Raw genomic sequence first — 25,964 nt, 5'->3', positions numbered from 1 at the left:
CGGTGCGACGCGAGACGGGCACGCCCCGCGACGGGTGGGAGAAGACGATCGAGAGCCAGGGCCTGGCCTACCACCGGGCCGCGCACCCGGCGGGACTGACCCGGCCCTACTGGGACGAGTCCGCCCACTACGTCTTCACCATGGTCGAGGTCCTGGCACTGGAGTCGCAGGTCGAGGAGCTCCACCAGATGTGCCTGCGCGCGGTGGAGCACGTGGTCTCGACCGGCCGCTACGCCGACTTCGCCATCCCCGAGTGGGCGCGCGAGGACGTCGCCCGCTCGTGGGAACGGCGCGACGACCACCTGTACGCCCGCTTCGACCTGCGCTACGACGGGACGGGCCCGGCCAAGCTGCTGGAGTACAACGCCGACACGCCCACCTCGCTGGTGGAGTCGTCGGTGGTGCAGTGGTTCTGGCTGAAGGACACCCACCCCGATGACGACCAGTGGAACTCCGTCCACGAGCGGCTCATCGACCGCTGGAAGGACCTGCGGCTGCCACCCGGCCCCACTCACTTCGCCTGGACCAACATGGACGAGACGGGCGAGGAGGCCATGACGCTGGCCTACCTGCAGGAGACCGCCGAGCAGGCCGGACGCCCCACCGTGGCCATCGCCATGGAGGACATCGGCTGGGACGGCGCCGGCCGCCGCTTCGTGGACCTGGAGCAGCGCTGGATCCGGTCGGCGTTCAAGCTCTATCCGTGGGAGTGGATGCTGGCCGACGACTTCGGCAGGCACGCGGTACGGCACGCCACCTGGATCGAACCGCTGTGGAAGACCCTGCTGTCGAACAAGGCGCTGCTGGCGCTCCTGTGGGAGCTGTACCCCGGCCACCCGAACCTGCTGCCCGCCTACCTCGACGGGCCGCGCGAGATGTCGTCCTACATCGCCAAGCCGCTGCTCGGCAGGGAAGGCGCCTCGATGCGCATCGTGACCCCCACGGGCGGCCAGGAGACCACCGGGACCTACGGCGCGGAAGGCTACGTCTACCAGGGCTTCGAGGCCCTGCCCGTCTTCGACGGCCAGCGTCCCGTGCTGGGCGCCTGGGTCGTCGCCGACGAGTCGGCCGGCCTGGGCATCCGGGAGACCACCGGCTACATCACCGACGACACCTCCTCCTTCGTACCTCACCGGATAGCGAGCTGACGTGACCCTTCTCGAAACCCTTGCCCGCGGCGCCGGATTCATCGCCTCCTACGCCGCGCTCGGCGTCATCCTGATGATCGTCGGCTTCTACGTCATCGACCTGGCCATCCCCGGCAAGCTGAGCCAGATCATCAAGACCGACCGCAACCCCAACGCCACCCTCCTGACCACCTCGGGCCTGGCGGCGGTGGGCCTCATCGTGGCCGCCTCCATCTGGGCCTCCGGCGGCCGCCTCGTCGAGGGCCTGGCGACCACCGCGGTCTTCGGCCTGGTCGGCATCGCCGTACAGACGGTGGCGATGCTCGTGTTCGACAAGATTGTCGGCATCGAGGTGCGTGAGCTGGTCAAGGAGCCCGAACTGCAGCCCGGCGCGCGCCTGCTGGCGGTGACCCATCTGGCGATCGGCCTGATCACCGCCGTCGCGGTCATCTGAACCGACCTGGCACCCTAGAAGGGTGACGACCCGGGAAGACACCACACGGCGGCTTGAGCGCGCGATGGGCGCCCTCGGCACCGCGGCCATGGCGCGCATGGACGATCGGCTGCCCTGGTTCCGCGCGCTCAGCGCGGAGGACCGATCCTGGGTCGGGCTGGTGGCGCAGGCGGGCATAGCCGCGTTCGTCGAGTGGTTCCAGCACGCCGACGAGAAACGCCCCACCCCCAGCATCGAGTTCTTCGGTACGGCCCCGCGCGAGCTCAAGCGGGTCATCTCGCTCCAGCAGACGGTCGACATCATCAGGGCGGTGGTCGAGGTCGTCGAGACGCAGACCGACCAGCTGGCCGCCCCCGGCGGCGAGGACCAGCTCCAGCAGGCCATGCTCCGCTACACGCGCGACGTGGCCTTCGCCGCCGCCCACGTCTATGCCCGCGAGGCCGAGGCCCGCGGCTCCTGGGACTCCCGCCTGGAGGCGCTGATCGTCGACGCCCTGGTGCGCGGCGAGGTCGACGACGGCCTCCACTCCTGGGCGGCCGCGCTCGGCTGGACCTCCTCGCCGGTCGTCGTCATCGCCGGGCGCGCCCCCGAGGGCGACCCGCGCGCGGTGATCGACGGCCTGCGCGAGAAGGGCCGCCGCATCGGCATGGACCTGCTCGCCGGCGTGCAGGCCGACCGGCTGATCGTGATCGTGGGCGGCGCGGAGGGCGTCGAGGAGGCGGCCAGGCCGGTCGTGGCCCGCTTCGGCGAGGGCCCGATCGTGATCGGCCCCGAGGTGCCCGACCTGCACGCCGCCGCCCGTTCGGCCAGTGCCGCGCTGGCCGGGCTCAAGGCCTCGTCGGGCTGGCCGGACGCGCCCCGTCCCGTGCACGCCGAGGACCTGCTGGCCGAACGCGCGCTCGACGGCGACGACGACGCCAGGCGGCAGCTGGTGGAGAACGTCTACCTGCCGCTGGCAGGCACGCCGCTGCTCGACACCCTCGCCACCTACCTCGAACAGGGCACCTCGCTGGAGGCGACGGCCAGGCTGCTGTTCGTCCACCCCAACACGGTCAGGTACCGGCTGAAGAAGATCACCGAGCTCACCGGATACCAGCCGACCGAGGGCAGGTCGGCCTTCACGCTGCAGGTCGGGCTCATCCTTGGACGCCTGTCGGAGAGCGCGGTAACCTGGCGAGCCCTAACGTAACGCGGCTGTTACCCCCACTGTAGAGTTCCTACAAAACCGCCTGGACAAAGTTCGTACGGATCTCCAGCCGCGTGTCGAACTTCTACAGGGCATCGTGGATTTCGTGCTTGTACTCGTCGCTCCGGGCCAAGGCGCCCAGTCACCCGGCTTCCTCACACCCTGGCTTGAGCTGCCCGGACTCGCCGATCGCCTGGCCGCGTGGTCCGACGTCGCGGGCATCGACCTGATCGCCTACGGCACCACCGCCGGCGAGGACGAGATCAAGGACACCGCCGTCGCCCAGCCGCTGCTCGTGGCCACCGCGCTGGCCTCGGCCGAGGCGCTCGGCGCGAGCCCCGACCTGCTGGCCGGCCACAGCGTCGGCGAGCTGGCCGCCGCCGCGCTCGCCGGGGTCATCAGCGCCGAGCAGGCGCTCGACCTGGTCCGCGTACGCGCCCAGGCCATGGCCAAGGCCGCCGCCGTCACCGAGACCGGCATGACCGCCATCCTGGGCGGCGTGGAGGAAGAGGTCCTGGCCGCCCTTCGGGAGCACGGCCTGACCCCCGCCAACATCAACGGCGCCGGCCAGATCGTCGCCGGCGGAACACTCGAGCAACTCGCCGCGTTGAAGGAGCAGGCGCCGGCGCGCGCCCGGCTCATTCCGCTGAAGGTCGCCGGCGCGTTCCACACCACCCACATGGCCGCGGCCGTGACCGCGATGCGCGAGAGCGCCGCCGCGATCACCCCGGCCGACCCGCGGGTGAAGCTTCTGTCGAACGCCGACGGACAGGTCGTCGCGGGTGGCGCCGACTTCGTCGAGCGGCTCATCAACCAGGTGAGCAACCCCGTCAGATGGGACTCCTGCATGGCCACGATGACCGAGCTCGGCGTCACCACGATGATCGAGCTGCTGCCCGGCGGCACGCTGACCGGGCTGGCCAAGCGTGGCATGCGCGGTGTTCAGACCGTGGCGCTGAAGACTCCGGACGACCTCGACGCTGCCAGGGAGCTGATCAAGTGAGGATTCCCGACGCCGCACCGGGAGCCAGGATTCTGGCCCTGGGCCACTACCAGCCCGCCGGCATCGTCACCAACGACGACCTGGCCAAGACCATGGACACCAACGACGAGTGGATCCAGTCCAGGGTCGGCATCAAGGAGCGCCGGGTCGCCGGTCCCGAGGAGTCCCTTGAGGACATGGCCGCCCAGGCCGGCGGCAAGGCCCTCGCGGCCAGCGGCCTGTCGGCCGACGAGATCGACCTGGTCATCGTCGCCACCTGCACCCTGGAGACCCAGATCCCCAACGCGGCCGCCATCGTGGCGCACCGCCTGGGCATCCACTCGCCCGGCGCGTTCGACGTCAACGCCGCGTGCGCCGGCTTCTGCTACGCGCTGGCCACCGCCAGCGCCGCCGTCCGCGGCGGCGCCGCGCGCAACGTGCTGGTGATCGGCGCGGAGAAGCTCTCCCAGTGGGTCGACTGGACGGACCGCTCCACAGCCGTGATCTTCGCCGACGGCGCGGGCGCGGCCGTGGTGGGCCCCTCCGACGTGCCGCGCATCGGCCCCGTCGTGTGGGGCAGCTCGGGCGACAAGTCCGACGCGATCATCATCGACGAGCGCGACACCTTCCTGCGCCAGGAGGGCCAGACGGTCTTCCGCTGGGCGACCACGACCCTGCACCCGGTGGCCAAGGAGGCCTGCGAGCGCGCCGGGGTCGACCCGGCCGACCTGTCGGCCTTCGTCCCCCACCAGGCGAACCTGCGCATCATCGAGGCGATCGCCCGCAAGATCGGCGCCCCGGACGCGGTCGTCGCCCGCGACATCGTGACCGCGGGCAACACCTCGGCGGCCTCGGTCCCCATGGCGCTCTCGCGCATGATCGAGCGCGGGGAGGTCCGTTCCGGCGGGCTCGCCCTGCTGCTCGGGTTCGGCGCCGGGCTCACCTATGCGGGACAGGTCATCGAAATTCCGTAGGATCCGGTACGGCTGCGCCGTACCGGCACGCAAAGGCTTGTGCGGCGATGCCGTACATCATCAAGAAAACTCAGAAGGAGAACTAGCGAGATGGCGACCGAGCAGGAGATCCTCGAAGGCATCGGCAAGATCATCAACGAGATCACCGGCATTCCGGCCTCGGATGTGACTCCCGAGAAGAACTTCGTGGACGACCTCGACATCGACTCCCTGTCCATGGTCGAGATCGCCGTGGCCGCTCAGGACGAGTTCGGTGTGGAGATCCCCGACGACCAGCTCAAGAACCTGAAGACGGTCAAGGACGTCCTCACCTACATCCAGGGCTGAACCGCCCTCTTCCTCTGATCGACAAGGAGCGTAAACACGTGAGTGCAAACCGGGTACGTGTCGTCGTCACCGGGCTCGGCGCGACCACGCCCGTCGGTGGAGACGTCACCTCGACCTGGTCGGCGCTCCTCGCCGGTCAGTCTGGTGTGGAGACTCTCACCGAAGACTGGGTCGACCACGTCCCCGTGAAGTTCGCGGGCAAGGCGGCGGTCGACCCGGCCGAGGTCCTGCCCAGGCCCGAGGCCCGGCGGCTCGACCGCAGCGAGCAGTTCGCGCTCGTCGCCGCGCGTGAGGCGTGGCAGGACGCGGGCGCGCCCGAGATCGCTCCCGAGCGGCTCGGCGTCGTGGTCTCCAGCGGCATCGGCGGCATCAGCACCACCCTGTCCGCCTACGACACGTGGAAGGAGAAGGGCTGGAACCGCCTTTCGCCCTTCACCGTGCCGATGCTCATGCCCAACGGCCCCGCCGCGTGGATCGGCCTCGATCTCAAGGCCCAGGCCGGCGTGCACGCGACGGTGTCGGCCTGCGCCTCGGGCGCCGAGGCCATCGGCTACGCGATGGACATGATCCGTTCCGGCCGCGCCGACGTCGTCGTCGCCGGCGGCACCGAGGCGGCGATCCACGGCCTCAACATCGCCGCGTTCGCCGCCGCCCGCGCGATGTCCACGCGCAACGACGACCCTCAGGGCGCCTCGCGTCCCTGGGACCGTGGCCGTGACGGCTTCGTGCTCGGCGAGGGCGCCGGCATCGTGGTCCTGGAGTCGGAGGAGCACGCCCGCGCCCGCGGCGCGCGCATCTACGCCTACGCCGCCGGCGTCGGCTACTCCGCCGACGCCCACCACATCACCCAGCCCGAGCCCGACGGCCGCGGCATCATCCAGGCGATGACCCAGGCCCTCGGCGACGCGGGCGTGAGCGGCCTGGACGTCAGGCACGTCAACGCGCACGCCACCTCGACGCCCGCGGGCGACGTGGGCGAAGTGGTGGCCATCGCCAAGGCGATCGGCACCCACCCGCTGGTGACCTCGACCAAGTCGATGACGGGTCACCTGCTCGGCGGCGCGGGCGGCATCGAGTCCGTCTTCACGATCAAGGCCATCCGCGACCGGATCGTGCCGGCCACCATCAACCTCTCCGATGTCGACGACGGCATCGAAGTGGATCTCGTCTACGGCCAGAACCGCGCGCTGCCCGAAGGCGACATCGCCGCGGTGAACAACTCGTTCGGCTTCGGCGGTCACAACGTGACCGTCGTGTTCGCATCGCACTGAGGAGTTCTCGATGACCGTGCTGGACAACCGGGTGGTGACGCATGGCTCCGATTCGGAGCCCGCTGATCCGCGCGACCCCTTCGTCCGTCTCTCCGCGCTGCTCGACGAGGGTTCGCTGCGGTTGATCACTCCTCAGGACAAGAGCGGCGTTCTGGCCGCCATGGGCCGCGTCGAGGGTGTCCCCGTCGTCGCGTTCTGCAGTGACGCCCGCTTCCAGGGCGGCGCGATGGGCAGCGAAGGCTGCGAGCACATCGTGCACGCCTACGACGTGGCCGTCCGTGAACGGGTGCCGGTCCTCGGGATCTGGCACTCCGGTGGTGCGCGACTCGCCGAAGGCGTCGAGTCGCTGCACGCCGTCGGCCGGGTCTTCTTCGCGATGACCAAGGCCTCCGGCGTCGTCCCGCAGATCTCCGTCGTGGTCGGCGCCGCCGCCGGCGGCGCGGCCTACGGGCCCGCGCTGACCGACATCGTCATCCTGGCCGACCAGGGCCGGATCTTCGTGACCGGTCCCGACGTCGTCCGCAGCGTCACCGGCGAGGACGTCGACGCCGCCGCGCTGGGCGGTCCCGAGCCCCATGGCAAGCGCAGCGGCGTCGTGCACGTCGTCACCAAGACCGAGACCGAGGCGTACGTGAAGGCCCGCGAGCTGGCCTGCCTGCTCGGCCACCAGGGCCGGGTACGCCTGCCGGGCGTGGAGGAGGTCGACTTCAGCACGCTGCTGCCGGAGTCCCCCCGCCGCGCCTACGACGTCAAGCCGCTCGTCAACGGCCTGCTGGACGAGCAGGGCGTGGAGCTGCACCCCAAGTGGGCGCCGAACGTGGTCACCTCGCTGGGCCGCCTGGGCGGCCGCACGGTCGGCGTGATCGCGAACAACCCGCTGCGGCTGGGCGGCTGCCTCGACGCCACCTCCGCCGAAAAGGCCGCCCGATTTGTTCGCATGTGTGATGCTTTTGGGGTGCCGCTGGTCGTCCTCGTGGACGTCCCCGGCTACCTGCCCGGCGTCGGCCAGGAACACGACGGCGTGGTCCGCCGCGGCGCCAAGCTCCTGCACGCCTTCGCCGAAGCCTCCGTCCCGCGCGTGACGCTCGTGACCCGCAAGGCGTACGGCGGGGCCTACATCGCCATGAACTCCCGCGCCCTGGGCGCCACCAAGGTCTTCGCCTGGCCGACCACCGAGATCGCCGTGATGGGCCCGGTGGCCGCCATCCGCGTGCTCAAGCGCCGCGAACTGGCCGCCGTGCCGGAGGAAGAGCGGCCGGAGCTGGAGCAGCGGCTGGCCGAGGAGCACAAGAAGCTCGCGGGCGGCCTTGAGCGTGCCCAGGACCTGGGCGTGATCGACGAGGTCATCAAGCCGGAGGAGACGCGCGGCGCCATCGCCAAGCTCCTCGCCCAGGCCACTCCGGCGCGCGGCGCGCACGGGAACATCCCGCTGTAGGGGAGCCTTCCGGCGTCCTGGATACTCGGTCTGTGAAGTATGTCCTGGCCGGGGGTTCCGGCGCCCTGGGGCGGAGCCTGTCGGTGGACCTGGTCGCGCGTGGTCATGACGTGGTCGTCGTGACCAGGCGGCCCCGGCGCGGCTGGCCGTTCCGGATGGTGGGGTGGGACGGCGACCTCGCGGCCGAGATGAGCGGGTCGGTACTGATCAACCTGGCGGGCGAGCTGGTCGACCGCCCGCCCACCCCGGCCAACGTGGAGTTGCTGACGCGGTCCCGCGTGGAGCCGACGCGCGCCTTGGCGCTGGCCGCGGCCGGCGGACCGCCCGCCGTCTGGCTGCAGCTCAGCACGCTGGCGATCTACGGCGAGGGCGGGGAGAGCGAGCTGACCGAGCAGTCGCCGCCCGCCGACGGCCCACCACAGATGGCGGGAGTGGCCAAGGCCTGGGAGGCCGCGGCCGAGGGGGCGCCGTGCGGGCGGCAGGTGATCCTGCGGACCGCGGTGGTCTTCGACCGTGGCACCCCGGCGCTCGACCGGCTGACGGGCCTGGTGCGATGGGGGCTCGGCGGGCGCGTGGGCGGCGGACGGCAGTGGGTGAGCTGGCTGCACGCCGCGGACTTTCTCGCGATCGTACGGCGGGCGGCGGAAGACCCGGCGCTGTCCGGAGTGGTCCACGCCACCAGCCCGCGGCCGGTGCGCAACGCCGAGATGATGGCCGCCTTCCGCCGCGTCCTACGACGCCCTCCCGCGCCGCCCACTCCCGAGCCGATGGTGCGGCTCGGCTCCCGCGTGCTCCGCACGGACCCGGCGCTCGCGCTGACCGGGCGGCGCTGCGTACCGGCGCGGCTGACCGGGATGGGGTTCCGGTTCCGGCATCCAGAACTGGAAGAAGCGATCGGCGACCTCCTCCAGCCGTCCTAGACGGCGGCGTGGAGCCAGCGGACGGGGGCGCCGTCGCCCGCGTAGCGGAACGGCTCCAGTTCCTCGTCCCACGGCCGCCCGAGCAGGAGGTCGAGTTCGTCCTCCAGGACGGTACGGCCCTGCGCGGACTTCATCATCGCCGCCCGCAGCCGGTCCTCCGGGATCATGATGTCGCCGGAGGCGCCGATCACCGCCGTGAAGGCGCCGAGGGTCGGCGTATAGGCGTGACGGGAGCCGTCGATGCCGGGTGAGGCATCCTCGGTGCACTCGAAGCGGATGCGCTGCCAGCCCATGAGCGAGGAGGCGATGGCCGCGGCGAAGCCCGGATGGCCTTCCCACTCCGCCTGCGCGCGGACGGCGTTGGGCGCGGCGGTTTGCGGCGTCCACGTCAGGTCTACGGGCACGCCAAGGATACCCGCGACCGCCCATTCAATGTGCGGGCACAGCGCAGGCTGAGCCGAGTGGACGTACAGCACGCCACGAGCAGACACCGGACCTCCCGTTTCGGTACGAGGTGCGCCTTCCCCAACGGCCTCGTCCCAGGATGATCACAAGTGACTAGGGAGAGACTACCGTCGGTCGCAATCCGACACCAGAGGGGGGCCATACCAAGTTGTTGCGGCGGTGGCACGTGACACCGCGCCCGGCGCGGAAAGATACCCGATCATGGACATGCAATCTGCCGGGCAGGCCCTCATCCGGCCAGGTCAGCTCCTTGTCGACCGCAGCGCGACATCGGCGGCGGGCCGCTGGACGCAGGCCGTGGCGGAGGCCGACGGCGTGTGCACCCTGCGCTTGACGCCGGGAGTGGATCCGTGCGAGCTGGCGCTGGACCTGCGCGGGCGCGGGCACCGGGCCTCGCCCAACCACGTCTTCGCCGGGCAGCCGTTGTTCTTCGGCGGACCGGCCACGCGGCCCTTCCCCGTCGCGCCGGTGCCGTTCAGGCCGGGCGGGGAGCGCTCGCCCGTCGTGGTCGGGCTGCTGGACACGGGCGTGGCGCCGCACCCGTGGTGGTCGCGCAGCGCGTGGTACGGCGAGCTGGGCAAGGAGGCCGCCGACGCGACCACGGGCAACCAGGCGGGCCACGGGACGTTCATCGCCGGGCTTCTGGTGCGCCGCGCCCCCGGCGTGGCGCTCAAGGTCCGCCGGGTGCTGGACAGCGAGGGGCTCGGCGACGAGGCGGGCATCGTGCGGGCCCTGCACCGGCTGCGCTCCGCGCCGCGGCCCGTGTGCGTCCTGAACCTGTCCTTCGGCGGCCACACCTTCGACGACCAGCCGCCGCCAATGCTCGCCGACGCGCTCGGCGCGCTGCCCGGCACGGTGGCGGTCGCCTGTGCCGGCAACACCGCCGGCGACCGTCCCTTCTGGCCGGCGGCGCTGCCGTCGGTGATCGCCGTGGGCGCGCTGGATGCCGGGGAGGAGCACCGCTCGCCGTTCTCCGCCCACGGACCCTGGGTGAACGCCTGCGCCAGGGGCGAGTGGCTGGCGAGTAGTTATCCGGGTTTCGAGGGATATGCCACATGGAGCGGCACTTCGTTCGCCACGGCGCTGGTGGCGGGAGCCGTGGCCGCGCTGGCGCGGGAGGCGCTGGCCGAGGAGGCGGCGGGTCAGATCTTGGCCGGGGACCGGCAAATTCCCGATCTGGGGGTCGTGGTTCCCGCGAGTCTGTAGAGTTTACGCTCAGTCCCCAGGTCAACACGAAGGGCAATGTGAGGGTTCTTCGTGACGCAGCATCCGGGCGGAAGGAGGCCGTATGGGCGACCCGCGCGCGGTAGCGGAATTGCTGGCAGCAGCGGCCGACGGCGACCGGATGGCCTGGGACGAACTCGTGGCCAGGTTCACTCCGCGCATGTGGTCGGTCGTCCGCGCCTGCGGGCTCAACGACGCCGATGCCGCGGATGCCGTCCAGGGTGCCTGGCTGCGCCTTGTCGAAAACCTCCACACCATCCGTAATCCCGCCGGACTGGGTGCCTGGCTGACAACCACGGCCAGGCGCGAAGCGCTGCGCGTTCTCCGCAGGGAGCTTCTTCCGCTCCCGCTCGACCTCGCGGAGGATTCGGATCCGGCGGCGGCCATCCTGGAAGCCGACGCCCACCGCCTGCTGTGGCAGGCCATCTCCTCACTCAACGAGCCCTGCCGGACGCTCCTGACTCTGATGGCGCACCGCGTCGGCAATCAGCAGTCAGCCGTACGGCTCGGGCTTCCGTTAGGCAGCATCGGGCCGAGTCGAGAACGCTGCCTTAAAAAACTGCGCACCCTGATCTCACACGAGGAGACGGTGCATTGAGTAACGACGACTACCTCCTGGCGGCGCTAAGGCTCGCCGCAGGGAACGACCCAGTTCCCAATCACGTATCCGCAGCCGCGAGCGAGGCCTACTCGCTTCGGATCCCACATGTGGTGACCGCCGCCTCCATCGAGTGCGTCGCCATGCGGACCGTGCGGGGGGTGGCAGGTCCGACAACAGTGCGGTTCGCCACCGACGACATCACCTTCGACCTGGAGCTCACTGTGAACGACGGGCTCATCGATGTGGCAGGGCAGATCCTGCCGTATCCAGGCGAAGGCAGTCATGTCGATGTGCGAACTCCGCACATGACCATGAGCCGGCGGCTGGCCGGAACGGGGCAATTCGCCGTCACGGGAATGCCCCCCGGCTGGTTCAACGTAGTCTGCCATCGTCCGGGCAAGGCGCCCGTGGCGACCAGGTGGCTGCGTATCCGGCCGTGACCAGAGAGGTCGCGCTGTAGTTACGGGGCGGCGGAGCCACCGCCGTCCCGCAGCGCGCCGCCTCACCTCCATCTCGACCTATCTCAGCACTTCACCGGGCCAAGGCATGACCGCTGAGCAGGCAGACTCCCCCATCAATCCAGACCTCCGACCGGCGCGCCCAGACGCGGCGCCCGACATCCTGGCGGCGGCCGAGGCCGCCGTGTCCAGATCCGTGGTCGACCCCGAGCAGGCGCTCGCCGCGGGCCGCCTCGTGCTGGTCGCGGCCGAGCACACCGGCGCCGTCGAGGCGGCCGTGGTCGCTCTGCGCGCCATGGGCCTGGCCGCCCGCGAACTGGGCGACCTGCAGGCCGCCGAACGGCACCTGCGCAAGGCCATCGCCACGCCCGCGGCGCCGCCGCGACGCGTGGCCCAGGCCAGGCTCTCCCTCGTCACCGTGCGCACCGAACGCGGCCATCCCCTGCAGGCGCTGCGCGTCGCCGCGCTCGCCTGGGCGTACCTGTGCCCGCTCGACCGCGCCAAGCTCGACACGCAGCGGGCCGTCGCCTTAGCCCACCTCGGCCGATACCAGGAGGCCATCGCCGCCTGCGACCGTTCCCTGGAGACGCTCGCCACCGCCCCCGGCACCGTCGACGACCGCCGGTTCCTGGCCGGTGGCCTGCTCAACCGCGGCCTCGTGCGCGCCTACCGCGGCGACTGGCACCGCGCCACCCAGGACATCACCGCCTGCCTGGAGATCTCCCGCGCCGCCGGGCTGGCCCACCTCACGCGCCTGGCCGCCGCCAACCTGCCCTTCCTCGCGGTACGGCGCGGCGACCTGGCAGCCGCCTTCGCCCACTACCGGGCGGGCGAGGACACGCTGTTCGGGTATCCGGAGCGCCTGGCCACGATGCGGGCCGACTTCGCCGGCGCACTGCTGGCCGCGCACCTGCCCGGGGAGGCCCGGGCGTTGCTGAGCCTCGCCGTACCCGAGCTGGAGGCTTCCGGCGCGCACGCCGCGCTGGCGGAGGCGCGGCTGAAGCTGGCACAGGTCGAACTCCTCACCGGCGACCCGCAGCGCGCCGCCGAGGTCGCCGCGCGGGCCGCGGCCGAGCTCGCCGGGCAGGACCGCGAGTCGTGGCTGCCGCTGGCCAGGGAGGTGGAGCTGCGCGCCAGGCTGGCGCTCGGGCCCGTCACGCCCGCGCTGGTGCGCGAGCTGGCCGAGTGCGCCGAAGCGCTGGAGTTCGGTCCCGCGTGTGCCGTGGCCGCGGCGGCGCTGCGGCTGGCGGCGGCGGAGGCCGCGTTGTCGATCGACGATCATCCGACGGCGTCCGAGCAGCTCGGCTACCTCACGGCGCAATGCCGGCGGGTGCGGCCGTCGGCGGGGATTCCGCTGGCGTCCAAGGCGCAGGCGGCCCATCTGGCGCAGCCTTCGCCCACTCCGCCGCTCATCCGGCAGCATGCGCTGGCTCTTGAGGCGGCTTTGCAGGAGGACTCGGCGGGGGCGTTCCGCGCGGTGCGCGACGGGCTGGCCGAGGTCGGCGGGCAGGTGGAGTCGCTGGACGATCCGGCTCTGCGGGCGCATGCGGCTCGGGCCGGGGAGCGGCTGGCGGCGTTCGGGCTGGCGCTGGCCGTCCGGGGTGGGCGGGCCGAGGAGGTGTTCGAGTGGAGCGAGCACTGGCGGGCCGTCACCGGGCAGGTGCCGGGCGGGGCGGAGGAACTGGGGCTGTCGGGTACCGAGGCCGGAGGCGGGGTTGCCCGGCGACCGTCGCAGAGCGGCCCCGACACGGGCGCGAGCCGCCCGTCCGGTTCTGAGGCGCGGGCGTGGATGGCCGGGGCCGAAAGCGGTGCGGAACGTGGGGACGAGACGGAGGGATGGCTGCGGGAGGTTCAGGAGAACCTGGGCGGGGCCGCGCTGGTGGAGTACATCGTCGACCAAGGGGCCTTGCTCGCCGTCGTGGTCACCGCTGAACACGTGCGGATGCGGCGGCTGGCGGAGGTGTCCTCTCTGGGTGAGGCGGTGGTGCGCCTCCGGTACGCCATGCGGCGGGCGGCGCTGGGCGACTGTCCTGGGGCCGGGGGCGATGTGGTCATGTGCGGGCAGGAGGTGGACCAGATGATGTTCCGCCCGCTGGCCGGCTGGATCGGGGACCGGCCGCTGGTCGTCGTCCCTTCCGGACCGCTTTACACGCTGCCCTGGTCGGCGCTGCCGTACCTGCGTGGCCGGCCCGTGACCGTCACGGCCGCCGCACTGCCGTGGCTGCGCGCCCGCACCGCGCCACGCCCCGGCCGCGCGGCCCCCCTCGTGGCCGCGACCGCCGGTCCTGACCTGAACGAGGCGCCGGAAGAGGTACGGCAGGTGCTGACCTGTCACCCCGGCGGACGCGAGATCGAAGCCCGGATCGCGCCCGTGCTGCGGGCGCTCGCCGAGGTGGACGTCTTCCACGTGGCCGCGCACGGCGTCTTCCAGGCACGCAGCCCGCTGCTGTCGAGCATCACCCTGACCGACGGCCCGCTGATGGCCTACGACCTGCTCGGCCTGGAACACCCGCCGCGCCTGGTGATCCTGTCGTCGTGCGACGCCGGAATGGCGCGCGCCCCCTGCGAGGGCGCGCCGCTGGGGCTGGCGGGCACCTTCCTGGCACAGGGTACGGCGTGCGTCGTCGCCGGCATGGTGCCGGTGCGGGACGAGGAGGCGCTGGCCGTGATGACCTGCTTCCACGAACTCCTCGCCGCCGGCCACTCCCCCTCCAGGGCCCTGGCCGAGGCGACCGCGAAGACCGGCGTAACCGCCTTCGCCTGCTTCGGCGCCGGCGACCGCCCCCTGACCACCTGACCCGGACCCACCAGGCCGGCCGGGTAGCCGGGGTGGTGGGTTAGGCGGTGGCTATGGGGTGGGTGGGGTTGGCCACCCAGTTGGACCAGGAGCCGACGTAGAGGGCCGCGGGGTAGCCGGCCAGGTTCAGGGCGAGTACCTCGTGGGCAGCCGTGACGCCGGAGCCGCAGTAGGCGCCGACCGGGGTGCCGTCGGTCACGCCCAGTGCGGTGAAGCGGGCGTCCAGGTCCGAGGCGGCCAGGAAGCGGCCGTCGGCGGTGACGTTGTCGGTGGTGGGGGCGCTGACGGCGCCGGGGATGTGGCCGGCGACCGGGTCGATGGGCTCCACTTCGCCGCGGTAGCGCTCGGCGGATCGGGCGTCCAGCAGGACACCGGTGTTCGCCAGGGACGCGGCTTCGTCGGCGGTGAGGACGGGCATGCCGCCCGGCACGGCGGTGAAGTCGCCGGGCGCGACGGTGGGTTCGTCCTTGACGATCGGCAGGCCGAGGGCGTCCCAGGCGGGCAGGCCGCCGTCGAGAACCTTGACCTGGTCGTGGCCGAAGTAGCGCAGGTTCCACCAGGCGCGGGCGGCGATCGTGGAGCCGGCGTCGTCGTACACGACCACGGTCTTGCCCCGGGTGACGCCCAGGCGGCGCATCGCGTTCTGGAAGTGCTCGGCGGAGGGCAGCGGATGCCTTCCCCCGGCGCCGGGCGCGGCGGCCAGGTCGGCGTCGAGGTCGCAGAAGAGCGCTCCGGGCAGATGACCCTCGCGGTAGCGGTCGATGCCGGGCGGCCCGCTGATCCCGCCGCGTACATCCAGCAAGGTCACGACATCGCCTGGCTCGGCCAGCTCGGCCGGGGTGATGAGCGGGCTCATCTGCTGCTTACCTCCAGAAGTGGTATGAGTTGTTCGGCGGTGGTCATCGAGCCGTGGTAGCCCGTGAAGGCCGCCTCCAGCTTGTGGGCGGTGTTGACGATCGCCAGGTCGGTGTACGGCACGGCCACCACGTCACCGATGCGTTCGATCCACTCCGCCTTCACTTTCGGCCCGAACCAACCGGCATCGACGGCCTCCTGCCTGGACACCACCCATGCCCGCCCGGCAAGGGTCTCACGCCAGGCCTCGAGGACGGCGTGCGCCGCACCCGGTTCCGCGTACACGTGTCGCGCCCTCGCCTCCCCGCCCAGCATCGCGACGCCCGCGCGCAGTCCGGGCGTCTGGTCGGCCTCGATCTTGTCGCGGGCGTTGACCATGCCGTGGTCGGCGGTGACGTACAGGGCGCCGCCGGGGGGCAGGGCGGCGGCCAGGCGTTCGGCCAGGCGGTCGACGATGGCGAGCTGGTCGAGCCATTCGGGGGTGCCCCAGCCGGTGAGGTGGCCCATGGCGTCGAGGTCGCCGTAGTAGACGGTGACGTGGGCACGCGGCTCGGCCAGGGCAGCGGCGGCGGCCTCGACCCTTTGGTCGACGGTGTCGGCGCCGAGGTAGCGGATGCCGCGGTAGACGGCCTCGGTCAGGCCGGTTCCCTCGTACATGGCGGGCGCCACATAGCTGCAGGTCACGCCTGCGGCGGCGGCGCTCTGGTAGACGGTCTCGGCGGGCTGCCAGGTGAGGGGGTCCATGACCTGCTTGTCGGGCAGGGTCCAGCGCAGGCAGTTGAACAGGTGTCCGGCGCCGGGCACGGCGAGCATGAGGCCGAGCATGCCGTGTTCGCCGGGGGGCAGGCCGGTGCCGAGGGAGCAGAGGCTCGTGACCGTGGTGGCGGGGAACCCGGCGGTCAGCACCCTTTTCGTGGCGCCGGACAGGAACGGCGCGGTCTCGGGATGGGCGGCCAGAAGTTCGGCGCCCAGGCCGTCGACGAGGAACAGGCAGACGCTGCGGGCAGGTTCCAGCCCCAGCACGTTGCCGTCGCCCACACCGAGCGCGGCCATCAGGGAACGCGGCAGATCCGGCAACGAGGACCCACCATAACCGGGCACCAGCGGAACAGCGTCCAGACTCATGACCAGATCCTAATAACACCCACAAACCAGGGCATATCCCGACGCCTCCGGCAAATCCCATGAACCACCCTGAACCCGGTCACGCCAGAAGCCCCTGACCACGGCGCCCCTGCGCGCCCCAGGCTGTGTGCGACCTGGCCAAAGACCTCTTGGAGGCTGTGCCCGGCCTGTGGCGTGGGCTTCCAGCGGAGCCTTACGTGGGCAAGGGCGGAGTCGTCACGGCGGGACGTCCCGGGCGTTCACTACCGGCCGTGAAGGGCGCGCGCCATCGCGGCGGGTGGGGCAGGTCGGCACCGCCGTAACGGAAAGATCCCCCGAAAGCGCGACTACGACGAGGCGCGCGCAGTGGCTTCGGACAGTGTCTTGGCGAACGCCAGGACGTGGGACACCGCCTCGGGCCCGTCGGCGGCCTCGCTGACGCGCAGGGAGAGGTCGTCGGCGGTGATCGCGCCCGTGTAGCCGTGGTCGGCGTCGCAGTTCTCGTCGCCGCAGGTGGCGGGTTCGAGGTCGACGTGGGAGATGGCGCCCCAGCCGATCGTCAGCGTCACCTCGGTCGGCGGCACGCCGGGCACGTAGGACGCCGGGTCGGGGACCACCCTGGTCACGGCGACGGACTGCACGCGGCTCAGGCGCACCGCCTCGGTGGTGGTCGAGGCGTGCGAGGCCGAGACGCCTTCAACGGCCGGATGCTCGTCGGTATGGCAGACGAGCAGGCGCGAGGCGGACAGCACCAGCACGGTGACGTGCCTGCGCACCTCCATGGCGGGGTCGAACGTGGCCTCGTGATGGACCACATAGGCCGTCACGGCCTCCTTGCCCAGCGCGGATTCGACCGCATCCGTGACGAGGTCGGGGTAGTAGCCGCTGCGCTCGATCGCCTCACGCAGACCCGCGGCTGAGACTCGGGTTTCCCTCATGGGTCCATCCTGCCAGGGCTCGGCAATGCTCTCACCCACCGGACAGACCACCTTATACCCCACCCCATTCCTCCTTTCCTCGCCCATTCCCCTCTTACGGCTACCAGCCCTTTGCGGGGGTGCTCGCTCCCTTTCCGTTTCGAGCCGGCCTTTCCGTTACGGCAGGCCCCGCCCACCCCCACCCGCCGACCGTGGCCGGGGACATTCCAGGGTCACGGCAAGCAGGCCGCGCAAGCGCACCACCGCAACGCGCGCCCCATAACCACCCGAAAGCGCCCCAACCCCACCCGATCTTGCGACAGCCCGGCCCGTGGGCAGCCGAACCCGGTAGCCCGGTCACAGTCGGCGCGCCGACCAGGCGAACCCGGTCGCCGGCGCAGAGCGGTGGTCAGGCTGTTCGAGGGGTAAGGCCGTTCGGTGGAAAAGGTCGTACGGGGGAGGTCGTACGGGGGAGGTCGTACGGGGGAGGTCGTGCGGGCCGGGTTAGGCAGGGCGGGGGTTAGGCAGGGCGGGGGTTAGGTCAGGCGGCGGGGGCCGCCGTCCTGGCGGGGGCCGGGTGGGGTCTTGAGCACTGCCCTGGCGCCCAGGACGATGACCTCGCTCTCCCCGACCAGCACCTGGTCCAGGTCCAGCCGGGCGACCTCCGGGAGGTCGTGGGCCAGGCGGCCCACGCGCACCAGCAGGTCTTCCAGGGCTTCCACCGCCACCGGCGGGTAGCCGTACTCGCCGAACAGCAGCGGAGCCGCGCGGACCGACCGGATCAGTCCCGCCGCGTCCTCCGCCGTCAAAGGTGCCAGCCGGAACCCCTCGTCCTCCAGCAGCCGGGCGGTCACGTCTCCCAGGCCGAACGAGACGACCGGACCGAACGCCGGGTCCTCGGCCACTCCCACCACGGTGGGTACGGCGGGCTGCGGGACCATCCGCTGGACCGCCAGCTCGACGGCATCGCCGTACTGCCCGGCCAGCTCGGTGTAGGCCGCCCGGACGGCGTCGGGCCCGCCGAGCCCGAGCCTCACGGTCCCGGCCCGCCTGGCCGCCTCCGCCCCGGTCACCTTGACCACCACGGGCCACCCGAGCAGTTCGGCCGCCCGCGCCGCCTCGTCGGGCGAGCGCACGATCGGCGCCGGCCACACCGTGATCCCATAGCAGGCCAGCAACTCGGTGGCATCGATCTCCACCGGCCCCGCCCCGGCCTCCTGCGCCGGGAGACCGCCTGGCTCGAACCCCTCGTCCTCCCGGGCACCCTGCGGCCCGGCCTCAGGACCGGCGGCCCCCGTTTCCCTGGCCCCGCCGGTCTCGGAGGCGGCCTCCGCTTCAGGGCCGCCCGCCTCGGTGGGGGGCAGGTTGAGGTGGTGGGTGACGAGGGTGTGGGCGGCCTCCGGGTCCAGGTCGGGGAGTTCGGGGGGCGTGCCCGCGGGATGCGCCAGCCAGGCCGAGTACCGGACCACGTGGGCCAGGGCCCTGACCGCCTCCTCGGGCGCCGCGTATGACGGGATCGAGCCCCTGGCCGGGGTACGGCCCACGCGGAGATCCGGGTGCATGCCCAGGTGGCCTTCGAACGTGGCCAGGACGGGCTTGCCGGTGCCCTGGGAGACTTTCAGCAGTTCGGCGGCCACGCCGGCGGTGTCGCCGGGGATCGGCGGCATGTAGATGACCACGGCCGCGTCCACCTCGTCGGCGGCCAGAACGTCGGCGAGAGCCGTACCGAACTCGGAAGGGCCCGCGGAGGCGCCGAGGTTGACGGGCGGGCGGGGCTCAAGGCCGGCGTCGGCGCTGGCGTGGACGGCGAGCAGGCCCATCGCGTCGGAGTTGGTGACCAGGCCGACGCGGGGGCCCGCGGGCAGCGGCTGGTGGGCCAGGAGTTGTCCCACGTCGAAGAGCTGGATGAGGTCGTCGACGCGGATGAGCCCGGCCTGGGCGAACAGGGAGCTGATCGCGGAGTCCGGCAGGCGCAGGGCCCGCGCGGAGTGGCCGACGGGGGTGCCGCCGCTCTTCACCGCCACGATGGGCTTACGGCGGGCGATGCGCCTGGCCAGGCGCGTGAACTTGCGTGGGTTACCGAGCGATTCGAGGTAGAGGAGGATGACCTCGCTGGCCTCGTCCTCCTCCCAGTACTGCAGGAGGTCGTTGCCGGAGACGTCGGCCCGGTTGCCGGCCGACACGAACGACGAGATGCCCATCCCGCGCTGGGCGACCCGCTGGAGCAACGCGGTGCCGAGCGCGCCCGACTGGCTGAAGAAGCCGACCCGGCCGCGGCCGGGCAGGGTGGCGGCGAGGGTGGCGTTCAGGCGGGTGGCGGGGTCGGTGTTGGCGATGCCGAGACAGTTGGGGCCGACGACGCGCAGGCCGTAGGAGCGGGCGATGCTGGCGAGCTCGTCCTGTCTGGCCCGTCCGCCCGCGCCGGTCTCGCCGAAGCCGGAGGAGACCACGACCAGGCCGTGAACACCCTTCTCCGCGCACTCCTTCACCACGTCGAGAACACTTTCCGCGGGCACGGCCACGACCGCCAGATCCACCTCGCCGTCGATGGCGCCCACACTGGGGTACGCGCGCACGCCCGCCACCGCCCGCACCTCACGGTGCACCGGGTAGACCGGGCCGGTGAAGTCGGCGGCCAGCAGGTTGCGCAGAACGGTCTGGCCGACGCCGCCGGGTTCGCGCGAGGCGCCGATGACCGCGACGGAACCGGGCGTGAGCAGGCGTTCGATGGAACGCGCCTCGGCGCGGTGCTCGCGGGCGGCGGTCACCTCGGCGGAGGTCTCGGTGGGGGCGAGGTCGAGCGTCATCCGGACCACGCCGTCGGCGAAGCGGCTCTGCGCGGTGTAGCCGGCCTGGCGCAGCACGCCCATCATCTTCATGTTGGCGGGCAGAACGTCGGCGATGAACGTCTCGATGCCGTTCTCATGGGCGGTGGCCGCCAGGTGTTCGAGCAGGACGGAGGCGACGCCCCGGCCCTGGTGGGCGTCCTCGACGAGGAAGGCCACCTCGCCCTCGGTGGCGCTGACCCGGTCGTAACGGATGACCGCCACCATCTCCGTGCCGATCGTGGCGATCAGGGCGACCCGGTTGGCGTAGTCGACGTTGGTGAACCAGGCCACTTCCTTGTCCGACAGCTTCGGACGCGGGCCGAAGAAGCGGAAGTAGATGGATTCGTCGGACAGCCGCGAATAAAAGGCGAGCAGCCGGTCGGCGTCGGCCGGGCGGATCGGACGCACGTGCGCTGTGCCGCCGTCGGCCAGCACGACGTCGGCCTCCCAGTGGGCCGGATACTGTGCATCCACAGTCCCGAGCGTAGACCCGCATCCCAGATGCCAAGACCGTTGGGCAACGCTTGTGCATCGACTGGGCACCTGTGTCCGGTCTCTGCCCACGGGCAGGCCGAGAGCTGTTAGTTTTGCGGCGGCAGGCATAGCGAGAAGACGCAAGGTGGTGGCCTCATGACGCGGGTCGTCGTGGTGGGCGATCTCATGACCGACGCGGTGGCGCGCGCCCGTTATGCGCTCGCCAGAGCCAGCGACACACCCGCGATCGTGACGATGCACGGCGGCGGATCGGGGGCGAACATCGCTTCCTGGCTGGCCGTGGAAGGTGCCGAGGTGGCCTTCATCGGCCGCAGGGGCGCCGACATCACCGGCCGCAACCGCGACATGGAGCTGATGGGCTACGGCGTGGACGCCCGGCTCGTCATGGATCCCGAGCGGCCGACGGGCACCTGTGTGGTCCTCGTCACCCACAAGGGCGAGCGGACCATGCTCTCCGACCCCGGGGCCAACGCCGCCCTGTCGCCGGAGGACCTGCCGCGTGACCTGTTCAGCGGAGGTAGCCATCTCCACCTGTCCGGCTACACGCTGATCAACGAGGGTTCCCGCGACGCCGGTCTGGCCGCGCTGGACATGGCGCGTCGCGGCGGCATGACGATCTCGATCGACTGCTCGTCCTCGGCGCCGCTGGAGCGCACCGGGGCCGAGCCGTTCCTGGAGTGGACGAACGGAGCCAAGCTCCTGTTCGCCAACGCCGACCAGGCCAAGGTGCTGACCGGACGCGACGACCCCGAGGCCGCCGTCAAGGTGCTCACCGCGTGGTTCCCGCAGGTGGTGATCAAGCTCAACGCGGACGGCTCCCTCTGGTACACCAACGGCCGTCCGGACCCGGTCCGCGCCGCCGCGGAACCAGTCGACCGCATCGTGGACGGCACCGGCGCGGGCGACGCCTTCGCGGCCGGCTTCCTGCCGCCGTGGCTGGCCGGCAAGCCTCCGGCCGAGGCCCTGGCCGCAGGCAACCGCCTGGCCGCCAAGGCCATCGTCCACCTGGGCGCCCGCCCCCGCCTCTAATCCCACACCAACCCGGCGCACCCGGACACCTGGGCATCCGTCTCAACGAGACGAGACAGACCAGGAGCGGCCGCGCCGTCAACGCGTCGCCATGAACGTGTGTGGACACCACGGGCCGACAGCTCGGGTGGACTGCGCGTGCTGACAACTCCGCGGGTGTATCCGGTGTCGGTGGGCCCGCCCAGGGGGTGACCGTGCGCGCGTCGCGGCGGGTCAGCGGCGAGGCGGAGGAGCGTCACCCTGGAAGGGCGGTCACGCCTGACGGCGGGTGGGGGTGGGGCGGCTTGCCGTAACGGACAGGCCGCCCGTAGAAGAGCGGCACACGAAAGATCCGCGCGCAGAAACCAGTACACGCAAGATCTCCGCAGAGCACAACCAACGCGGCTGAGTACCCCCTACTCAGGCGGAGGAGGTGGGCGGGGCGGAGCATCGGCTGCATGACAGCGGCTGAATTCTCGCGTGCCCAGGACCGCTTCCGTATCCCGAGGGCGCGGCGTTTCGACTGGCTTGATCCTGTGGGCCCTCCGCTGCGGCGTTTTCCCGGCCGTGATCGGCGGTTGCCGCTGGTCTGGCCGGATCCGGTCATCCCCGAGTGGCCGGACTTCTGGCCGATCAATCCGCGCGGGTTCCCGCCGCTCCAACCCCCCTCCGGCACCGAACGCCACGAGCTGACCATCCCGGTCTCCCCCACCGACACCCCCGGCGACGACACCCGCTACGAGAGCGCCGACGGCTCCGCCATCCTGCTGCTGCCCCGCTACGACCTCGCCTTCGACCAGGAGGAGCCGCGCATCCTGATCGTGGACCGCGCGGGCACGCCGACGCTGGTCGTGGTGGTCGTGCAGGTTCCGACGGGGCTGGGTGAGCTGCCGCACGAGCTGTCGCTCTCGCTGCGCTACCGGGTGCCCGAGCTGACCGGCGGCTCCGTGGTGGTCGAGGTGGACTTCCCCGCGACCAGACTTGACGGCACCGGCACGGTGGTCTCGGCCGAACTGCCGCTGACCGGCCCCGGCCTGCGGCAGCAGCTGCTGGCGGCGATGAGCTCGCTGGAGGCCCGCGCGACGGTCGTGGTCAAGCGCGGCATCACGGTCGCGGTGCCCAACCCGATGCTGCTGATCGAGCCGCCGCCGCCCCAGACGTACCGCGAGGTGGCGCTGCTGCTGGAGTGCGTGGCCGGGCCGAGCCCGCTGCTGCTGTCGGACGCCCAGCGCGTACGGCTCGGCGGCGGCACCACCCCGACCGGCGTGCAGGGGATGCGCCGGCTGCGCGTTCAGCACGAGGGACGGGGGCATTCGTTCTGGCAGGACCCGGCCAGGCCCGAGCACTTCTACTTCCTGCCCGACCGGTTCCTGCTGGGGCGGCTGCCCGGGGCCGGACGCCGGCCCGCGCTGAACATCCGGGCGACCAGCGCCGCGCGGGAGGAGGACGTGCGGGTCACGGTCGAGTTCATGGCCAGGCCGGTCGTCTCGACCGAACGGCTGGCCGCGGCCGAGCCGGTGCTGGCCGAGGAGGCCGGGCGGATGGGTTCGACCGCGCCGGTCCGGATGGAGATCCTGCCCGACGCCCAGCCGATGCTGCGCCTGGCGCTGCCGCAGGACGGGGCGGCGCCGTCCGGGCTGACCGAGCGACCGAAGGCGCAGGTGGGGCTGGAACAGGGCGTCACCCATGCGGAGACGTTCACGCTCGATGACTTCAGGCTCGTGCACGCGGCCTTCTTCGGCGCCTCGCTGAACGTCATGAACGGCGAGGTCAGGGTGGGCGCGGGCGGCGGCCAGCCCGAGGACGTGGAGCTGGAGCTGCGCCTGGACGACACCGCCGGCGACGTCCTGGAGCTGGTGCCACTGACGGCCGTGCCCAAACGTGTCACCGCCCGGCTGGTGAACGCGATCGAGAGCCCGGTCCGCGTGGACCGGCTGAAGGCCGTGGCCGTCGCCGCCGGCCGACGGGTGCCGCTGACCGTCGAGGGCGGGCCGGCGGGCAAGCTGCTGGCGCCCGGCGAGGAGCTGGAGATCGCGCTGGTCCCGGCCGAGCCGCTGCCGGACACCGGCGCGTACACGATCGTGCTCGACCAGTCGGGCGTGGCGGTGCAGGTGGACAGGGAGGCGGTCTGGAAGGCGGTCTTCGACGACAGCGCCAAGCCGCGCCTGAGCCGGGAGGTGAGCGTGGTGGCGGTGCCGGCGATGTTCGGCGACCCCTCGGGGGACCGGGTGGCGCTGTTCGTGGTCTCGATCGTGGGCGCGCAGGGGTCGGTGCAGCTCAGCGAGACGGAGCTGAAGGCCACGACGCTCGTCCACGTGCCGGTGAGCTCGCTGCTGACCGGCGCCCCGATCCCGCCGCTGCGCTACAGGACCGAGACCATCTGGCAGTCCGGCCTGGTCGGCGTCAGCCCGGTGCGCGAGACCGACGCGACGATCCTGCCGCCGATCAAGACCCGACCGAACGCGTAGGAGGAGCGATGAGCGTGCTGCAAGGGCTGCCCGACCTGGGCGCCCCCGCCGGCTCCGGGTTCGCGGCGTTCGGCAGGGAGGGCCTGGTCGTCTCGGTGCCCGACCGCCTGGAGCTGGCCCGCCGCGACGGCGTGCCCGAGCTGCTGGTGTCGTTGGAACGTTCCCTGACCTTTCCGCCGTCCGGGCTGCTGGAGCTCGCCTTCACCGCGCTGTCGTCCACGCCGGGAGTGCCCGCCGACGTGCGCGAGAGCGTGCTGGAGCTCTCGGTCGTGCTCGGGCCGATCTCACCGCCCGCGGCGCTGGCCGCCGACCAGCTCCTGGGCGCGCGGCTGGCCATCGCGCTGACGCCGGAGGCGGCGCAGGTGATCGCGCGCCTGGTCGAGGACGCCACCCTCCCGATCGACGCCGCGGTACGGCTGGCCGTGCGGGCCGTGGCCCCGAGGGCGGCGTTCCAGACCGAGTTCGACCCCCGTGACCTCGCCGCCCGCCTGGCCACCCGCCTGGGGAGCGGCGCCCGGGTCACCCGCTCCGCGCTGGCCCTGACGCTGGCGGACCTGCTCGGCGCCGGCCCGGACGCGGCCGAGGCGCTGGCGCCGCGCGCGGCGGCGCTGGTGGCCGTGCCCGCCCCCGGCGCCACCCTTGACCTGGTCCTGCGCGCGCCCGCCGAGGTCGACCACGGCTCCGTGCGCCTCGACCTGGCCGAGCCGGCCGCAGTGATCGCCCACCGGGTGCTGTCCTTCGACCCGTTCGCCGCCGCGCGCGAGGTGGCGGGCGGCTCGCTGGACCGGCACGTGCGGCTGATCACCCTGCCCGGTCTGCCAACCGGGCAGGTGCCGGTCCACGTCTCCGCCAACCTGCCGGAGCCGGTCACCGACCTGCCCACGCTCCTGGCGGACGTGCGGATACCTCCCGCGCCGCCCAAGCGTCCGCACGCGGTCTCCGGCAGCCTGACTCTGGATGGCGCCGGCCGTACCGGAACGCTGACGCTGACCCTCGCGGCCGGCGAGCCGCCGTCGGGCGAGGCGCGGCTGCGGGCGCTGATGTCCACGGGCGAGGAGGTCGAAGGGCCGTGGCGGCCGTTCGACCGGCGGCAGATCGTGCTGGACCGCGACGACTTCCCGCTGCCGCTGCGGGTGGTGCTGGCCTCCGACGCGCTGCTGGCGCTGGCGGCGGTGGACGTGGTCAGGCGGTCCGGCCGTACGGCGGGGCGGCTCGCACCGGGCACGCCCACGGTGGCGGTGCCCGATCTGCCCGGCGACCCGGTGGCCAGGCTGGTCATCCGGCCGCTGGGGCGCGGCCGGGTGCTGGAACTGCCGGTGGACGACCGGCAGCGGCTCGACCTGGATCCGGCGGTGCTGCCGGGGTTCGGCGGGCACCGGGCGCGGCTGGTGGCCCTGCGTCCGCCGGTGACCGTCGAATGGGCGCCCGAGGCGGAGACGGAGGTGCGGCGGGTCCCACTGAGCGTGGCGCGGCCGGAGGCGGAGATCGGGTGGACGGCGGACTCGCCGTTCCGGCCGGGCCTGCGCTGGCGGGTGGCGCCGGGGCCGTGGTCGGAGCCGGTGGACGGGCCGGTCATCACTGTGGACCAGGCGGCCCCGGTCGTGGTGGACGGCGTCGAGTTGGTGCCCGACCCGCGGGATCCGAGCGTGTGGGTCTATGTGCCGCCGGGGCCGTTCCTCGACCGCGAGCCCAGCCTCCTGGTGGCGGGCGAGACGGCGTTCCTGCAGCTCACCAGCCGGATCGACCTGCCCGAGCCGGCGAAGGCGGCGCTGCTGGGCGCCCTGGCCGGGCGGGCCGGGCAGGTCCGCGCCCTGCCGGTCACGGTGCCGCGCGTGGCGCTGCAGGTGAAGGAGGACGGCACCTGGCAGGACGTGGCCACCGGCGGCAGTTCGGGGTCGCCGCCCTGGCGGACCGCGCTGTCGGCCCTGCTCGACCCGTCGCGGGCGGAGGCCGTGAAGGCGGCGTTGTCGGGGACGGCGGGGCGGGCTCGCCTGGTCGCCGAGCTGATCGAGTCGGACATCGTCCGCGTCCAGAGCCGCGATCTCGCGGATCTCATCAAGTAGGGAGA

General features: G+C 72.4%; 21 protein-coding genes. 16 read left to right on the top strand and 5 right to left on the bottom strand.

What is annotated here, in order from left to right:
- The first annotated feature begins 2 nt into the window (after positions 1-2).
- The 9 genes from ACIBI5_RS01490 to ACIBI5_RS01450 all read left to right on the top strand — a co-directional run bounded on the left by ACIBI5_RS01490 (position 3) and on the right by ACIBI5_RS01450 (position 8,676).
- Entirely contained in the window at positions 3-1,148 is a 1,146-nt protein-coding gene (locus ACIBI5_RS01490) for a glutathionylspermidine synthase family protein (protein WP_397242032.1), read from the top strand.
- A 1-nt stretch (position 1,149) separates the two neighbouring features.
- Entirely contained in the window at positions 1,150-1,581 is a 432-nt protein-coding gene (locus ACIBI5_RS01485; protein ID WP_379609537.1) for a DUF350 domain-containing protein, read from the top strand.
- 64 nt (positions 1,582-1,645) lie between these two features.
- On the top strand, positions 1,646-2,770 hold the full coding sequence (locus ACIBI5_RS01480) for a CdaR family transcriptional regulator (RefSeq protein WP_184974587.1): 1,125 nt from the start codon (positions 1,646-1,648) through the stop codon (positions 2,768-2,770).
- 103 nt (positions 2,771-2,873) lie between these two features.
- The gene (locus tag ACIBI5_RS01475; protein ID WP_397242030.1) at positions 2,874-3,770 is read left to right on the top strand and encodes an ACP S-malonyltransferase; all 897 of its coding nucleotides are present in this window, start codon (positions 2,874-2,876) and stop codon (positions 3,768-3,770) included.
- On the top strand, positions 3,767-4,723 hold the full coding sequence (locus ACIBI5_RS01470; RefSeq protein WP_397242028.1) for a beta-ketoacyl-ACP synthase III: 957 nt from the start codon (positions 3,767-3,769) through the stop codon (positions 4,721-4,723). The genes ACIBI5_RS01475 and ACIBI5_RS01470 overlap by 4 nt, the downstream gene beginning before the upstream one ends.
- A gap of 90 nt (positions 4,724-4,813) precedes the next feature.
- Positions 4,814-5,050, top strand: a complete 237-nt coding sequence (locus tag ACIBI5_RS01465; RefSeq protein ID WP_397242026.1) for an acyl carrier protein — start codon at positions 4,814-4,816, stop codon at positions 5,048-5,050.
- A gap of 38 nt (positions 5,051-5,088) precedes the next feature.
- Positions 5,089-6,321 carry a beta-ketoacyl-ACP synthase II gene (fabF, locus tag ACIBI5_RS01460; RefSeq protein ID WP_397242024.1) on the top strand — a complete coding sequence of 411 codons (1,233 nt, stop codon included), beginning with the start codon at positions 5,089-5,091 and terminating at the stop codon, positions 6,319-6,321.
- 10 nt (positions 6,322-6,331) lie between these two features.
- Complete coding sequence (locus ACIBI5_RS01455; RefSeq protein WP_397242022.1) at positions 6,332-7,756, top strand: acyl-CoA carboxylase subunit beta; 1,425 nt, start codon at positions 6,332-6,334, stop codon at positions 7,754-7,756.
- A 32-nt stretch (positions 7,757-7,788) separates the two neighbouring features.
- Positions 7,789-8,676: a DUF1731 domain-containing protein gene (locus ACIBI5_RS01450; RefSeq protein ID WP_397242019.1), complete on the top strand. Its 888-nt coding sequence runs from the start codon at positions 7,789-7,791 to the stop codon at positions 8,674-8,676.
- Here ACIBI5_RS01450 and ACIBI5_RS01445 read toward each other — a convergent pair.
- Positions 8,673-9,167 (bottom strand): DUF3145 domain-containing protein, encoded by a 495-nt coding sequence (locus tag ACIBI5_RS01445; RefSeq protein WP_379609531.1) that lies wholly within the window; start codon positions 9,165-9,167, stop codon positions 8,673-8,675. The two genes, ACIBI5_RS01450 and ACIBI5_RS01445, sit on opposite strands and share 4 nt — an antisense overlap.
- A 175-nt stretch (positions 9,168-9,342) precedes the next feature.
- On the opposite strand from ACIBI5_RS01445, the gene ACIBI5_RS01440 reads away from it, so the two are divergent.
- The 4 genes from ACIBI5_RS01440 to ACIBI5_RS01425 all read left to right on the top strand — a co-directional run bounded on the left by ACIBI5_RS01440 (position 9,343) and on the right by ACIBI5_RS01425 (position 14,221).
- The gene (locus ACIBI5_RS01440; protein WP_397242017.1) at positions 9,343-10,347 is read left to right on the top strand and encodes a S8 family peptidase; all 1,005 of its coding nucleotides are present in this window, start codon (positions 9,343-9,345) and stop codon (positions 10,345-10,347) included.
- Positions 10,348-10,429: 82 nt separating this feature from the next.
- Positions 10,430-10,963 (top strand): RNA polymerase sigma factor, encoded by a 534-nt coding sequence (locus ACIBI5_RS01435; protein WP_397242015.1) that lies wholly within the window; start codon positions 10,430-10,432, stop codon positions 10,961-10,963.
- Positions 10,960-11,406: a hypothetical protein gene (locus ACIBI5_RS01430; RefSeq protein ID WP_397242013.1), complete on the top strand. Its 447-nt coding sequence runs from the start codon at positions 10,960-10,962 to the stop codon at positions 11,404-11,406. The genes ACIBI5_RS01435 and ACIBI5_RS01430 overlap by 4 nt, the downstream gene beginning before the upstream one ends.
- A 202-nt stretch (positions 11,407-11,608) precedes the next feature.
- Positions 11,609-14,221: a CHAT domain-containing protein gene (locus tag ACIBI5_RS01425; RefSeq protein ID WP_397242011.1), complete on the top strand. Its 2,613-nt coding sequence runs from the start codon at positions 11,609-11,611 to the stop codon at positions 14,219-14,221.
- Positions 14,222-14,261: 40 nt separating this feature from the next.
- On the opposite strand, the gene ACIBI5_RS01420 is transcribed toward ACIBI5_RS01425, so the two are convergent.
- From ACIBI5_RS01420 to ACIBI5_RS01405, 4 genes are all read right to left on the bottom strand, one after another.
- Positions 14,262-15,077: a sulfurtransferase gene (locus ACIBI5_RS01420; RefSeq protein ID WP_397242009.1), complete on the bottom strand. Its 816-nt coding sequence runs from the start codon at positions 15,075-15,077 to the stop codon at positions 14,262-14,264.
- A complete protein-coding gene (locus tag ACIBI5_RS01415) occupies positions 15,074-16,201 on the bottom strand; it encodes an alkaline phosphatase family protein (RefSeq protein WP_397242007.1) in 1,128 nt (375 codons plus the stop codon). Before ACIBI5_RS01415 ends, ACIBI5_RS01420 begins: the two co-directional genes overlap by 4 nt.
- Before the next feature lie 326 nt (positions 16,202-16,527).
- Positions 16,528-17,118: a DUF5998 family protein gene (locus ACIBI5_RS01410; RefSeq protein WP_184974372.1), complete on the bottom strand. Its 591-nt coding sequence runs from the start codon at positions 17,116-17,118 to the stop codon at positions 16,528-16,530.
- Between the two features lie 515 nt (positions 17,119-17,633).
- A complete protein-coding gene (locus ACIBI5_RS01405) occupies positions 17,634-20,399 on the bottom strand; it encodes a GNAT family N-acetyltransferase (RefSeq protein WP_397242005.1) in 2,766 nt (921 codons plus the stop codon).
- 156 nt (positions 20,400-20,555) lie between these two features.
- Here ACIBI5_RS01405 and ACIBI5_RS01400 point away from each other — a divergent pair, with 156 nt between their 5' ends.
- From ACIBI5_RS01400 to ACIBI5_RS01390, 3 genes are all read left to right on the top strand, one after another.
- Positions 20,556-21,449 (top strand): carbohydrate kinase family protein, encoded by an 894-nt coding sequence (locus ACIBI5_RS01400; RefSeq protein WP_397242003.1) that lies wholly within the window; start codon positions 20,556-20,558, stop codon positions 21,447-21,449.
- Between the two features lie 437 nt (positions 21,450-21,886).
- Positions 21,887-23,896, top strand: a complete 2,010-nt coding sequence (locus ACIBI5_RS01395) for a hypothetical protein (RefSeq protein WP_397242001.1) — start codon at positions 21,887-21,889, stop codon at positions 23,894-23,896.
- A gap of 8 nt (positions 23,897-23,904) precedes the next feature.
- Positions 23,905-25,959, top strand: coding sequence for a hypothetical protein (locus tag ACIBI5_RS01390; RefSeq protein WP_397241999.1), 2,055 nt, complete (start codon positions 23,905-23,907; stop codon positions 25,957-25,959).
- Positions 25,960-25,964 lie beyond the last annotated feature (5 nt).

The organism is Nonomuraea sp. NPDC050540 (genome assembly GCF_044457485.1).
In the GTDB taxonomy this organism is placed as follows: Bacteria; Actinomycetota; Actinomycetes; order Streptosporangiales; family Streptosporangiaceae; genus Nonomuraea.
This window is presented reverse-complemented; position numbering and strand designations above follow the sequence as displayed.

Bases quoted from the DNA above. Each gene is read 5' to 3' on its own strand.
- ACIBI5_RS01415 (WP_397242007.1), bottom strand. From the start codon at position 16,201: ATGAGTCTGGACGCTGTTCCGCTGGTGCCCGGTTATGGTGGGTCCTCG.
- ACIBI5_RS01390 (WP_397241999.1), top strand. From the start codon at position 23,905: ATGAGCGTGCTGCAAGGGCTGCCCGACCTGGGCGCCCCCGCCGGCTCC.
- ACIBI5_RS01395 (WP_397242001.1), top strand. From the start codon at position 21,887: ATGACAGCGGCTGAATTCTCGCGTGCCCAGGACCGCTTCCGTATCCCG.
- ACIBI5_RS01465 (WP_397242026.1), top strand. From the start codon at position 4,814: ATGGCGACCGAGCAGGAGATCCTCGAAGGCATCGGCAAGATCATCAAC.
- ACIBI5_RS01440 (WP_397242017.1), top strand. From the start codon at position 9,343: ATGGACATGCAATCTGCCGGGCAGGCCCTCATCCGGCCAGGTCAGCTC.
- ACIBI5_RS01455 (WP_397242022.1), top strand. From the start codon at position 6,332: ATGACCGTGCTGGACAACCGGGTGGTGACGCATGGCTCCGATTCGGAG.
- ACIBI5_RS01480 (WP_184974587.1), top strand. From the start codon at position 1,646: ATGGGCGCCCTCGGCACCGCGGCCATGGCGCGCATGGACGATCGGCTG.
- ACIBI5_RS01410 (WP_184974372.1), bottom strand. From the start codon at position 17,118: ATGAGGGAAACCCGAGTCTCAGCCGCGGGTCTGCGTGAGGCGATCGAG.
- ACIBI5_RS01420 (WP_397242009.1), bottom strand. From the start codon at position 15,077: ATGAGCCCGCTCATCACCCCGGCCGAGCTGGCCGAGCCAGGCGATGTC.
- ACIBI5_RS01400 (WP_397242003.1), top strand. From the start codon at position 20,556: ATGACGCGGGTCGTCGTGGTGGGCGATCTCATGACCGACGCGGTGGCG.
- ACIBI5_RS01435 (WP_397242015.1), top strand. From the start codon at position 10,430: ATGGGCGACCCGCGCGCGGTAGCGGAATTGCTGGCAGCAGCGGCCGAC.